The sequence below is a fragment of the Pararhodospirillum oryzae genome, from assembly GCF_007992075.1.
GTDB lineage: Bacteria > Pseudomonadota > Alphaproteobacteria > Rhodospirillales > Rhodospirillaceae > Pararhodospirillum > Pararhodospirillum oryzae.
In genome coordinates this window covers 1-10,929 of sequence record NZ_BJZO01000111.1, presented here as the reverse complement: position 1 = coordinate 10,929, position 10,929 = coordinate 1, and the positions used below count along the sequence as shown (strand labels likewise).

At 67.4% G+C, this 10,929-nt stretch carries 13 protein-coding genes and 1 pseudogene; 9 read left to right on the top strand and 5 right to left on the bottom strand.

Going from position 1 to position 10,929, the window contains the following annotated elements:
* From ROR02_RS14810 to ROR02_RS14800, 3 genes and pseudogenes are all read right to left on the bottom strand, one after another.
* A pseudogene (locus ROR02_RS14810) lies at window positions 1-616 on the bottom strand (SPOR domain-containing protein); the annotation flags it as partial.
* The gene (gene argS, locus ROR02_RS14805) at window positions 616-2,394 is read right to left on the bottom strand and encodes an arginine--tRNA ligase (protein ID WP_147164820.1); all 1,779 of its coding nucleotides are present in this window, start codon (window positions 2,392-2,394) and stop codon (window positions 616-618) included. The gene argS and the pseudogene ROR02_RS14810, both read right to left, overlap by 1 nt.
* Window positions 2,391-3,587: a deoxyguanosinetriphosphate triphosphohydrolase gene (locus ROR02_RS14800; RefSeq protein ID WP_147164819.1), complete on the bottom strand. Its 1,197-nt coding sequence runs from the start codon at window positions 3,585-3,587 to the stop codon at window positions 2,391-2,393. Before ROR02_RS14800 ends, argS begins: the two co-directional genes overlap by 4 nt.
* 150 nt (window positions 3,588-3,737) lie before the next feature.
* On the opposite strand from ROR02_RS14800, the gene ROR02_RS14795 reads away from it, so the two are divergent.
* The 5 genes from ROR02_RS14795 (at window position 3,738) to ROR02_RS14775 (ending at window position 7,105) form a co-directional block, all read left to right on the top strand.
* On the top strand, window positions 3,738-4,127 hold the full coding sequence (locus tag ROR02_RS14795; RefSeq protein ID WP_246135573.1) for a HesB/IscA family protein: 390 nt from the start codon (window positions 3,738-3,740) through the stop codon (window positions 4,125-4,127).
* Window positions 4,128-4,288: 161 nt separating this feature from the next.
* Window positions 4,289-5,080: an exodeoxyribonuclease III gene (locus tag ROR02_RS14790; RefSeq protein WP_147164818.1), complete on the top strand. Its 792-nt coding sequence runs from the start codon at window positions 4,289-4,291 to the stop codon at window positions 5,078-5,080.
* A gap of 65 nt (window positions 5,081-5,145) precedes the next feature.
* Window positions 5,146-5,733, top strand: coding sequence for a DUF4870 family protein (locus tag ROR02_RS14785; RefSeq protein ID WP_147164817.1), 588 nt, complete (start codon window positions 5,146-5,148; stop codon window positions 5,731-5,733).
* A 191-nt stretch (window positions 5,734-5,924) separates the two neighbouring features.
* On the top strand, window positions 5,925-6,416 hold the full coding sequence (locus ROR02_RS14780) for a hypothetical protein (protein ID WP_147164816.1): 492 nt from the start codon (window positions 5,925-5,927) through the stop codon (window positions 6,414-6,416).
* A gap of 236 nt (window positions 6,417-6,652) precedes the next feature.
* Window positions 6,653-7,105 (top strand): hypothetical protein, encoded by a 453-nt coding sequence (locus ROR02_RS14775; RefSeq protein WP_147164815.1) that lies wholly within the window; start codon window positions 6,653-6,655, stop codon window positions 7,103-7,105.
* 46 nt (window positions 7,106-7,151) lie between these two features.
* On the opposite strand, the gene ROR02_RS14770 is transcribed toward ROR02_RS14775, so the two are convergent.
* The gene (locus ROR02_RS14770) at window positions 7,152-7,442 is read right to left on the bottom strand and encodes a glutaredoxin family protein (RefSeq protein ID WP_147164814.1); all 291 of its coding nucleotides are present in this window, start codon (window positions 7,440-7,442) and stop codon (window positions 7,152-7,154) included.
* 103 nt (window positions 7,443-7,545) lie between these two features.
* Entirely contained in the window at window positions 7,546-8,010 is a 465-nt protein-coding gene (locus tag ROR02_RS14765) for a hypothetical protein (RefSeq protein WP_147164813.1), read from the bottom strand.
* 241 nt (window positions 8,011-8,251) lie between these two features.
* Between ROR02_RS14765 and ROR02_RS14760 the strand changes: the two genes are divergently transcribed.
* The 4 genes from ROR02_RS14760 (at window position 8,252) to tatC (ending at window position 10,783) form a co-directional block, all read left to right on the top strand.
* Window positions 8,252-8,776 carry a glycine cleavage system protein R gene (locus ROR02_RS14760; protein WP_147164812.1) on the top strand — a complete coding sequence of 175 codons (525 nt, stop codon included), beginning with the start codon at window positions 8,252-8,254 and terminating at the stop codon, window positions 8,774-8,776.
* Between the two features lie 135 nt (window positions 8,777-8,911).
* Window positions 8,912-9,151 (top strand): twin-arginine translocase TatA/TatE family subunit, encoded by a 240-nt coding sequence (locus ROR02_RS14755; RefSeq protein ID WP_147164811.1) that lies wholly within the window; start codon window positions 8,912-8,914, stop codon window positions 9,149-9,151.
* Between the two features lie 102 nt (window positions 9,152-9,253).
* On the top strand, window positions 9,254-9,769 hold the full coding sequence (tatB, locus tag ROR02_RS14750) for a Sec-independent protein translocase protein TatB (RefSeq protein WP_147164810.1): 516 nt from the start codon (window positions 9,254-9,256) through the stop codon (window positions 9,767-9,769).
* A 15-nt stretch (window positions 9,770-9,784) separates the two neighbouring features.
* Window positions 9,785-10,783 (top strand): twin-arginine translocase subunit TatC, encoded by a 999-nt coding sequence (gene tatC, locus ROR02_RS14745; protein WP_147164809.1) that lies wholly within the window; start codon window positions 9,785-9,787, stop codon window positions 10,781-10,783.
* Window positions 10,784-10,929 lie beyond the last annotated feature (146 nt).

The window sequence follows — 10,929 nt, the reverse complement described above, 5'->3', positions numbered from 1 at the left end:
CCGGGGCGGGCGCCGGCGCGGGTTCCGGGATCGCCTGCGGGGTCAGGGCGGGCATGCGGTGGGCGTCGGCGGCGGTTTGCGGCCGGCGGCCGTCCTGGTCCTCGTCAAGGGCGGGGGCGGGCGGCGGCGGTTCGATGCCGGCGTTTTCATCGGCCAGTCCCCCGGCCACGCCCGACGAGGGCAGGCTGGGCGGGAGGCGGGGGCGCTCGGGCCCGGGCAACAAGGTTTCCTCGGGCAGGCTGGCGGAATCATCCTCGCTCAGGCGGCCGTAGACATGCTTGTCCTTGTTTTCAACCTGCAAGCCGCCCGGATCCTCGGGGCGTTCCTTGATCGGGTGGCCGTCGGCCGAGACCAGGGGGACCAGGCTTTCGTCGTCGGCCACGTTCGAGGAACTGCCGGCCAGCAGGTACCACGCGGCCAGGCCGGCCACGACAAGACCAGCCACCAGGCCGCCGATGATCCCCAGAAGCCCCGCCCGGTGCGAGGGGGGCGGCTCTTCGTCGTCGAGGTAAATCTCGTCCGATTCGCGCAGTTCTTCGGGCAGGAGATTCAGAAGCTGTTCGTCCAGATCGGCGGACTCGTCTTCTCCTCCCGGTCGCTGGCGTCCGATGGCCATCAGCGCATCTCCTCTTTCGGTTCAACCCCGAAGATCGAAAGGCCCGACGCAATCACCGTCGCCACGGCCTGAACCAACGCCAGCCTGGCCCAGGACAACGCTTCGTCGTCTGGCAGCAGGAAGCGCAGTTCCGCCTGTTCGTTACCACGATTCCAAAGCCCGTGGAAGGCAGCGGCGACATCATTCAGGTAAAAGGCGACCCGATGGGGCTCGTGTGCTTCGGCTGCGCTTTCGACCAGACGCGGCCATCCCGCGAGCAGACGCATCAAGGCCAGCTCCTCGGGGCTGTCCAGGCGGCTGAAATCAACCTGGGCGGCCAGGGCGGCGGGGGAGACATCGCGGCCCGGGAACGCTTCTTGGGCGTGGCGGCGCACCGAGCAGGCCCGCGCGTGGGCGTACTGCACATAGAACACCGGGTTGTCGCGGGTTTTTTCGGTCACGCGGGCGTAATCGAAGTCAAGGGGGGCGTCGTTGCGCCGGGTCAGCATGATGAAGCGGACCACGTCCTTGCCCACGGTATCCACCACCTCGCGCAAGGTGATGAAGGTTCCGGCGCGCTTGCTCATCTTCACCGGCTCGCCGTCGTCCAGCAGCTTGACCAGCTGAATCAGCTTGACGTCCAAGGTGGCCGCATTGTCGGAAACGGCCTTGACCGCCGCGTCCAGGCGCTTGACGTAGCCGCCGTGATCGGCGCCCAACACATTGATCAGGTTGTGGAACCCGCGATCAACCTTGTCGGCGTGATAGGCGATGTCGGAGGCGAAGTAGGTCCAGCTGCCATCGGACTTGCGCAAGGGCCGGTCAACCTCGTCGCCGTAGCGGGTGGCGCGGAACAAGGTTTGGGGGCGGGGCTCCCAGTCCTCGGGGGTCTTGCCCTTGGGGGGCTCCAGCACGCCCACGTACACGAGGTCGCGCTGTTCCAGGTCGGCAAGCAGGCGCCCGACCCGGCCGGCCTCGACCAGGGCGCGCTCCGAGGTGAAAACGTCGTGATGCACGCCCAGGACGTCCAGGTCCTCGCGGATCAGGGCCATCATGCGCTCGATCGCCAGGGCGCGGATCTCGGGCAACCACGCCTCGATGGGGGCGTCAACCCAGCGCTCGCCGTCGCGCTGGGCCAGTTCCTCGGCCACCGGCACCAGGTAGTCGCCGCCATACTCGATTTCCCGCGCGGCCAGGCGGGCCTGGAACGCGTCCTCGCTCAGGTGCCCCAGGGCCATCAGGTAGCGGGCGTGCACGGCGCGGGCCAGCGAGTCCACCTGCGCCCCGGCGTCGTTGACGTAGTACTCGCGCGTCACCGCGAAGCCCGCCTTGGCGAGCAGGGCGGCCAGGGCATCGCCGAACACGGCGCCGCGCCCGTGGCCCACGTGCATGGGGCCGGTGGGGTTGGCCGACACGAACTCGACGTTCACCGGCTGCCCGGCGCCCAGGGTCGAGTCCCCGTAGGCGATGCCGGCCTTCAGGATGGCCCGCGCGCTGGCCTGCCACAAGGCGGGCTTCAAGCGCAGGTTGATGAAGCCCGGGCCGGCGACGGTGGCTTCCTCCAGGCCGTCGGCCTGGGCCAGCAGCGCGGCCAGGCGCTCGGCCAGCGCGCGCGGCGCCATCCTGGCCGGCTTGGCCAGGACCAGGGCGGCATTGGTGGCCATGTCCCCGTGCTCGGGGTCGCGGGGCGGCTCGACGCTCACGCGCGCAAGATCGAGGTCCCGGGGCAGGAAATCCTCGGCCTGAAGGGTCGCAACTGCCGCGAGGACACGGTCTTTAACGTCGGTAAACAGGTTCATGGTCTCACCAAGGGATCAAATATTCTGGCATGCTCATCAAGGGCGAAGCGATCGGTCATGCCGGCGATGTAGTCACACACGACACGGGCGGTTCGGGCATCGCCAGGATCCCCCGCGCGCCGGCTCCAGTCGTCGGGCAGCAACCGGGGTTCTTCCGTCAGTCGGGTAAACAGATCCTTGACGACCCGCCGCGCCTTGCTGGTCATGCGGTTGACACGGTAATGCCGATACACGGCCGGGAACAGAAAGTTCTTGAGGCCGGCGTGGGCTTCGGCCAGGGCCGGGGAAAAAGCAACCACCGGCCGGCCCAGCAATCGCACCTCGGCGGCCGAGGTGGGGCGGGCCTGTTCCAGGCGGTCGCCGGTTTCGCGCACCAGGTCCTCGATCATGAGGGCGATCAGGCGGCGCACGGTTTCATGGATGACGCGCGAGGGCTCCAGGCCCGGATGGCGGGCGTGAACCGCGCGCAGCACCGGCCCGACCAGGGGCACCCCGGCCAGGTCGTCCAGGGTGATCAGGCCGGCGCGCAGGCCGTCGTCGATGTCGTGGGCGTTGTAGGCGATGTCGTCGGACAGGGCCGCCACCTGCGCCTCGGGGCCGGCCAGGGTTTCAAGCTCCAGGTCGGGCCAGGGCGCATAGGCCCGGATCGCCCAGGGCAGGGCCCCGGCGTTCGTGTCCCCCGGCGCCAGCAGCGGCCCATTATGCTTGGCCAGGCCTTCCAGGGTTTCCCAGGTCAGGTTGAGGCCGTCGAAATCGGCGTAGCGGTGTTCCAGGGCGGTGACGACGCGCAGGGATTGGGCGTTGTGGTCGAAGCCGTCGAAAGGGGCCATGCACTCCTTCAAGGCCCGTTCGCCGGCGTGGCCAAAGCACGGATGCCCCAGATCGTGGGCCAGGGCCAGGGCCTCGGCCAGGTCCTCGTTGAGGCCCAGCGTGCGCGCGATCGAGCGCGCAATCTGCGAAACCTCCAAGGTGTGGGTCAGGCGGGTGCGGTAGTTGTCCCCCACCGAATTGACGAACACCTGGGTTTTGTATTTCAGGCGGCGAAAGGCCGCCGAATGCAGCAGCCGGTCGCGGTCGCGCTGGTGCACCGTGCGCGAGGAAGACTCGGGCTCGGTGAACAGGCGCCCGCGCGTGTCGGCGGGACGGGTGGCGTAGGGCGCCAGGTCGGGGAGGCGGGGGATCCAGCGGCTCATGAAGGAACGCACACCAAGAACAGGTCAAGGGACTGGTTCGTTCCCAAGGCGAGACGAACCACGAAAGAGAGGGGTTGACCCGGACGAGATCCGGCCACATGTCGGCTAGAACACCGACCTGTATAAAGGTCTTCTTCAGGAGGAATGTCCATGACTACGTCCCTCCCCCAGGGAATCCCCCCGATGTTTCCGGCTCCTCCGCCCCCGGCCGGTCCTTCCGTGAGCCTCTCCGAGGCCGCCGCCCGGCGGATCCTGGCCCTGATGCAAGCCGAGAACGATACCACCCTCATGCTGCGCCTGACCGTGAGCGGGGGCGGCTGCGCCGGTTTTTCCACCGCCTTCGCCGTGGAACGCCTGGCCCAACCCGGGGATCGGGTCTTCGAGACGCAAGGCGCCCGCCTTGTGGTGGATGAGGCGTCGCTGGCCGTGCTGGACGGGGCGCTGATCGACTTCAGCGAGGGCCTTATGTCCTCGGGGTTTGTCGTGCGCAACCCGAACGCCACCAGTACGTGCGGCTGCGGCACATCCTTCTCCCTTTAGGAGGGGTGGCGCCGTTTCGGGCGCCGGCCTGCCGCCGTTCTTCCCCCGCGAATCGCTGAGCGCACGCGCACGGCCCCTGTAATGCCTCTTACCAGTGTGGTAAGAGGAGGGGCCGCTACTATCCTTGCGTCCTGTGGCGGTTTTGTGGGGGTTCCATCGTCATGGTGCGCATTGCCAGCTTTAATGTGAACGGCATCAAGGCGCGACTGCCCGTCTTGGTGGCGTGGCTTGAGCGCGCGCGCCCGGACGTGGTGTTGTTGCAGGAAACCAAATGCCAGGATGGGGATTTTCCGGCCCCGGCCCTGGAGGATTTGGGCTATCACGTCGCGGCGCTGGGACAGAAAACCTACAATGGGGTCGCGATTCTCTCGCGGCTGTCGTTGGAGGATGTCACGGGCGGCCTGCCCGGGGCCAGTCCCGAGGAGGACCCCCAGGCCCGCTACCTGGAAGCGCTGGTGGACGGCCGGCTGCGTGTCGCCAGCTTGTACCTGCCCAACGGCAACCCGGTAAGCGATCCCGCCAAATACGCCTATAAACTGGCCTGGATGGACCGGCTCGGGGCGCGGGCCCGGCGGCTTTTGCGCGACGAACCCGATCTGCCCCTGGTTCTGGGGGGGGATTACAACGTCTGTCCGACCGATGACGATGTGTACGACCCGGCTGGCTGGGCGGATGACGCCTCGTGCCGGCCGCAAACACGCGCACGCTACCGCTCTCTTCTTCACCAGGGGTTCACGGACGCCGTGCGGGCCCGCACGGCGGCGCCTGGGATGTACACCTTTTGGGATTACCAGGGGGGCGCGTGGCCGAAGAACCACGGCTTGCGCATCGACCACCTTCTTTTGAATCCGGCGGCGGCCGACCGGCTGCAAGACGTCGGGGTTGACCTCTCCCCCCGGGGCGAACCCAAGGCCAGCGATCACACGCCGGTCTGGGTCACCTTGGATCTGTGACCCGCGGATCTTACCGACCTGCCCATCGCACCAAGCCTGTCTTGACGATTGAAAGGAGAAAACGCATGAACGATCAACCGGCCACCGAAACCAAGACGGCGCCCGCCGCCAAGCGCCGCGCCAAGGCCGCCGCGACCAAGGCCCCGGCGACCAAGGCGCCGGCGCCGGCTCCCGAGGCCGCTGCCTCCCCGGCTCCGGCGCCCGAGGCGGCTCCCGCCGAGGCCGCCGCGCCGGCTCCCGAGGCTGCTCCGGCTCCGGCTCCGGCTCCGGCGCCCGTCGCCGCCCCGGCTCCCGCGCCAGAACCCGCCTTGCCGATGAACGACGCCCAGAAGCGCCGCTTGATGCTGATCATTTATGCCCTCTACGGGGCGTCGGTGTTCACGTTTGGCGTCAGCGCCATTGCCGCGTATGTGCTCTACATCCGCAAGAAGCGCGACGTGTTCGCGGGCACCATCTGGGAAAGCCATGTCACGTGGCTGGACCGGACCTTCCTGTTCTCGGCGGGTGCCGCCGTGGTCGGCGTGGTGCTGTCGTTCGCCGTGGGTGGCCTGATCGTCGTTCTCGCCCTGGCCTACCTGATGTATCGCACCGTCAAGGGCTTCCTGGCCTACGACGAGACGAAGGCGATCGATACGCCGAACGCGTATTACTAAGACTTTGTGATCCTCGGGGTTGCGCCGCTTGAGAGAGCGGCGCGACTCTTTTGTTGCTGGGCAGCCAACCGGATGGCGCCCTCGCGGCGCCGGAGGGAAACCGCCCTTCGGTTCCCTGATGATCGGGCCCCGGACGCGACCGGCGTGCCAGGGCTCTTGCCCCCGGGATTGTTCGGACCAAGGAATCTTCCATGACCACCGAGACGACGTCGACTCCCGAAACCCCCGCCCCCGCGCCCGAGGAGGCCCAGGCGGCGCCCGAGGCCGCCCCCAGCACCGTGCCGGTGCCTCCGGCGCCCGTCGGGCCGTCCCGAGGCTACATGATGCTGGCCTATGGCCTGTTTCTGCCGGCGATGATGACGGGGCTGGCCATGATGTTCGCCGGTCACGCCGGGTTGCTGCTGGATGTCACCGGAGCGGCCGGCCTTTTCTTGCTGTGGCGCAACAAGGCCGATTTCATCGGCACCATTTACGAAAGTCATGTCACCTGGTTGACGCGGACTTTCATCTATACCCTGGCCGGTTTCATGCTGGGCTTCATTACCTTCTCGTTCCAGGCGGGCCAAAACTTCGCCGGCCTGGTCTTCCTGGTTGTGGGGATTTACTACATCTACCGCGTTTTCAAGGGGTTCCGGACCTTCGCCCGTGCCCGCGCCCTTCGCGATCCGCTTGCCTTCGTATGAGGGCCGTGTCTTGGGGGCGCCGTTCCCGGATCGCCCGGGACGGCGTTCCCCCCGGGCGCGCCCTCTTGCTCCGGGACAGCGTGCCTTGCAGGCGCCTCGCCTTGCGTGGGGCCGCGCTCTTCCGCCCCTGCCTTCGGGCTTCACGCGGTTTCGTCTCCGGAAGGGGAGGGCGCCCCGGGGCGTTCGTCCTGGCCCTTGCGCTGGGCCTCCTGGGCGCCGGCGGGGCCCGGGCCGACATGGAGCGCTTCGGAGGCTGGTTCCTTTCCGATGAACACCAGTCGGGCGGCGCGTTTTCGCACTGCCTGATGGTCAACCCCTACTTCCGGGGGGAGGCGCGGGTGCTTTTGTCGCTGTCCTTGTCGGCGGACCGGCAGGCCCTGCTGGGGGTGTCCGATCCCGCATGGGCTTTCGGCCCCAGCCCCCTTGCCCGGGGGGGAACCCTGGCCTTCGATCAAAAAAGCCCCTGGGGTGTGCGCGCCACCGTGCAAGGACACGTCGCGCAGATCAGCTTGCCGCCGTGGCCCAAGGTGCGGCCCGCCTTGCTGGAGGCGGAAATCCTGACCATGAAGGTGGGCGACAAGACGGCGCGTTTCCGCCTGCTGGATCTCGAACAGGCCCTGCCCGCGCTGGAAAGCTGCGCCGCCACCGGCAAGCCCCCCCGGCGGGAGCCGGCGGGTTCGGCGCGCTGATCGCAACGGGAGCGGCCGAAGGCGTGTCGGGCGGTCGTTCCGGTCCTCACGAGGACGGGGACGCCGCCGGGGCCGCGTCCAGGGGGGGCGTCGGGCCCTTGAGCCGCTCCAGCAGCGGCCCTTCGTAGCGCAGCAAGGTATCGAGGCCGCCGATCAGGTGGTCGTCGATCACCACCTGGGGGATGGAGCGCGCACCCGGCAGGCGCTCTTGCATGCGGGCAAAATCATCGACCCCCGAAACGGTGTGCTCGATGTAGGGAATCTGGTGACGGGCAAACCAGGCCCGGACCTTGCCGCAGAAAACGCAGTCCTTGCGCGCGTAAAGCTCCACAAGCATGGAACGACAGTCCCGAACTGGAGAAGGGGAGAGTGGAGGGATACCCCTCGCTGGGAGGTGTTTCAAGGGAGATCCCCCCGGATCGGGGAGGGCGCCCCGGGGGTTACAGGTAGCGGTCCACCTGGCCGCCCGGGTCCTTGCGCCCGGTAAAACGGGCCATCACCACCCGGGTGTTGCTTTCGTAAAGCGCGCTGCCTTCGCGGGGGCCAAAAAGCGGGGCGCTCACCGGCCGCCAGGGTTCGCCTCCGGGCCGGCTTTGCAAAAAAAACATGACCCGGGAAACGTCGTTGCTGGCCAGGATCTTGCCAAGCCGGACGGGAACGCCTTCCGGTTTCTGGGGGGAGGAGTCCTCCTGACTGGCGGCCCCGTCACGACTGGCGGACATGCCGCTCCAATCGTCCTGGCGCAGGCCCTGATCCTTCAGGGCAACCTCGGACGACACAGGGGATTCGGTGATCGGGGTGAAAACCTGGGGCGAGGCCGTCGCACGGATGCCGTCCCCCAACCGCGTGTTGGCGGCCGAGGAAAAGGGGCTTGTCGAACTGGTCACCTTCGGGGTGACGGCCATCGGGCGGGTCCTTATGCGGGGCCTTATGAACGCCAGGAGCGGGGCGGCCTCGGGAAAAAGCCGACCACGAGGATCTATCCCAAAATATACGCGTGATGTTCAGGAAATCCCAGGGGGTGCGCCACGAAGAGCGGTTTTCCCGCGAGGAAGGGGAAGGCAGGAGCCTTGCATCCAAGACCCGGTTCTGGGACACCAAGATACCACACCGAAGACCATACCACACAAATCGCGGGAGGCGAGGATGTCCCATACCGTTCGTATCGCTCTTTCGGGGCCCGATCAGCCCGGCCTGGTGGCGGCGGTGGCGGGGCGGTTGTTCGACCTGGGGGCTGATCTGGCCGATACCAGCTTTGCCACCCTCGGGCAAGGGGCCGAGTTCACCATTGTATGCGATCTCCCCGATTCGGTGGGCGCGGGGATCGTGCGCGCCGAATTGCAGGCCTTGCCCGGCCTGGCCGAGACCAGCGTGTGGGTGGGGCCGTTCCTGCTGCCCGAGGATTCCTCCGAGGCGCAACGGGTCACTCACCGGGTGACGGTCAGCGGCGGCGACCGTCCGGGGCTGCTCGCCCGTCTGGCCGAAGTGTTCATCGAATACGACGCCAGCATTGTTCGCCTGGATTCCCACCGCCTGCGCGAGCCGGCCAGAACCCGGTACGTGGTTCATTTCGACGTCAACCTGGCCCGGGCGCGCGAAACGCCCTGTCTCGCCACGATCAAGAACACCGCCGAGGACCTGGGGGTGGCCTGTTCGATCGAAACGGTCTGATCCCGATCCCCGCGCGCGGCACGCGCGGCCTGGGCGTTGCGAGGGCGGGGAAATCCTGCGATGATCCGCCCGCCAAAAAATCGCGTCCGGGGCATCCCTTGTCCCGGCCCAGCATGGGGGAGGCCTGGAAAACTCATGGGTGGCTTTAGCATCTGGCATTGGATCATCGTTCTCATCGTGGTCCTTCTGCTTTTCGGCGCCGGCAAGATTCCCCGCTTGATGGGGGACGTGGCCAAGGGCGTGAAGGCCTTCAAGAAAGGGCTTCAGGACGACGACGCGCCGGCCGAAAGCGAGCGGCGCCTGGAAGAACCCCGGCCGGCCGCCGATGCCCAGCCCGCCGCGACGCCGCGCAAGGACGAGGCCCCCCGGGGCTGATTTCCCCGCGTGATCCCCGGGGGTCCCTTGGGGTGATCCCCGACAACGGGCGTGGCGCCCCGCCGGGTGGTGGGGCGCGTCCTCTGGCGGAACGAAAACACCATGTTTGATATCGGCTGGTCGGAAATTGCCCTGGTGGCCGTGTTGGCCCTGGTGGTGATCGGCCCCAAGGACCTGCCCAAGGTCCTGCGCACGCTGGGGCGCTGGGTGCGGCGGCTGCGCCTGATGGGCGCCGAGATGCAGCGTCAGGTGGATGACCTGATGCGCGACAGCGGCCTGGACGAGGTTCGCGATCAGGTCCGTCAGGTCACCCCCCACGGCATGGCCCGGCGTCTCGACGACCTGATCGACCCCGACGGCGAGGTGGGGGCAACCTTCCGCCAGCGTCCCGCCGATCTGATCACCCAGGCGCCCGCCGGTCCCGGTCCGGCTTCCACCGGAGAGGGAGCGCGGGAGACTTCCCCCACGCCGGCCCCGGTTTCGCTGTCCAAACCCGTCCCTTCCAAGCCCGACTTTTCCAAGCCCGACCTTTCCAAGGCCAACACCGGGCCCGGTTCCGCCGGGGAGGGCTCCGATCCCGCCGGGCAGGGGTCTGCGCCGACCGGCTCGGCCCGTTGAGTGGAACATGAACGCATGGCTGCGGCAAAACGATCCCTCCCGCCTCCTGACCAAGACGAGACCGAGGAGGAACTGAACGACAAGACCATGCCGCTGCTTGATCACCTGATCGAGTTGCGCTCGCGCCTTTTGTGGTCCGTGGTCTTTTACATTCTTGCTTTCTTTCTGTGCTTTGCCGTTGCCCAGAACATTTATGATTTTCTGGTGCAGCCGCTTGCCCGGATCATGGAACACACGGGCGGCTCCCGGCGGATGATCTACACCGCCTTGACCGAGGCCTTTTTCACCTACGTCAAGGTGGGGGCCTTCGGGGCGGCGGTGGTTTCGTTCCCGCTGATCGCAAGCCAGGTCTGGCTGTTCATCGCGCCCGGCCTGTACGGGCGCGAAAAGCGGGCCCTGCTGCCGTTCTTGCTGGTCAGCCCCCTGCTGTTCGCCCTGGGCGCGGCCATGGTTTATTACCTGATCATGCCCATGGCCTGGGAATTCCTGCTGGGCTTCCAGACCACCCGCGAACAGACCGTGCTGCCGATCCAGCTGGAAGCCAAGGTGGGCGAGTACCTGGATCTGGTCATGAAGCTGGTTTTGGCGTTTGGCATCTGCTTCCAGATGCCGGTTATCCTGACCTTGCTGGCCCGGGTGGGGATGGTCCGCGCCAAGACCCTGGCGGCCGGGCGCAAATACGCGATCGTCGTGGTGTTCATCATCGCGGCGGTGATGACGCCGCCCGATGTGCTGAGCCAGGTCATGCTGGCCTTGCCCATGATCGTGCTTTACGAAATCTCGATCCTGGCCGCCCGTCTGGTTCAGCCGCGCGAGGACACGATTGACGACGACGAGGAGGATCCGGACGACGAGGAGGGCTCGGGCAGTCAGCCGGTGCCGTCGGGGCCGTTCGCGTCGCCCGACACACCCGCGCCGGCTTCGGCGGGGGCGGCCATGCTGGCCAAGTCCAATGCCCCAAGGACACGCGGGGCGGATCGGATCGAGGAAACCGACTGGAACGAGGCTCCCTGAAACATCCTCGTCCGAGGAGGCCGAGGGTAAGGAAACAAAAATCCCCTTCCGGGGGGCTTTGGACCGATAAAAGTGTCAGGGGCGGGGAAACCCGCCCCTTCTTGCCGTTTCTTGGGGGGCGAACGGGTGTTGATGCCTTTGCCCCT

Bases quoted from the DNA above. Each gene is read 5' to 3' on its own strand.
- ROR02_RS14785 (WP_147164817.1), top strand. From the start codon at position 5,146: ATGAACGATCAACCGGCCACCGAAACCAAGACGGCGCCCGCCGCCAAG.
- ROR02_RS14760 (WP_147164812.1), top strand. From the start codon at position 8,252: ATGTCCCATACCGTTCGTATCGCTCTTTCGGGGCCCGATCAGCCCGGC.
- tatC (WP_147164809.1), top strand. From the start codon at position 9,785: ATGGCTGCGGCAAAACGATCCCTCCCGCCTCCTGACCAAGACGAGACC.
- ROR02_RS14770 (WP_147164814.1), bottom strand. From the start codon at position 7,442: ATGCTTGTGGAGCTTTACGCGCGCAAGGACTGCGTTTTCTGCGGCAAG.
- ROR02_RS14755 (WP_147164811.1), top strand. From the start codon at position 8,912: ATGGGTGGCTTTAGCATCTGGCATTGGATCATCGTTCTCATCGTGGTC.
- ROR02_RS14775 (WP_147164815.1), top strand. From the start codon at position 6,653: ATGGAGCGCTTCGGAGGCTGGTTCCTTTCCGATGAACACCAGTCGGGC.
- ROR02_RS14780 (WP_147164816.1), top strand. From the start codon at position 5,925: ATGACCACCGAGACGACGTCGACTCCCGAAACCCCCGCCCCCGCGCCC.
- ROR02_RS14800 (WP_147164819.1), bottom strand. From the start codon at position 3,587: ATGAGCCGCTGGATCCCCCGCCTCCCCGACCTGGCGCCCTACGCCACC.
- ROR02_RS14795 (WP_246135573.1), top strand. From the start codon at position 3,738: ATGACTACGTCCCTCCCCCAGGGAATCCCCCCGATGTTTCCGGCTCCT.
- ROR02_RS14765 (WP_147164813.1), bottom strand. From the start codon at position 8,010: ATGGCCGTCACCCCGAAGGTGACCAGTTCGACAAGCCCCTTTTCCTCG.
- argS (WP_147164820.1), bottom strand. From the start codon at position 2,394: ATGAACCTGTTTACCGACGTTAAAGACCGTGTCCTCGCGGCAGTTGCG.
- ROR02_RS14790 (WP_147164818.1), top strand. From the start codon at position 4,289: ATGGTGCGCATTGCCAGCTTTAATGTGAACGGCATCAAGGCGCGACTG.
- tatB (WP_147164810.1), top strand. From the start codon at position 9,254: ATGTTTGATATCGGCTGGTCGGAAATTGCCCTGGTGGCCGTGTTGGCC.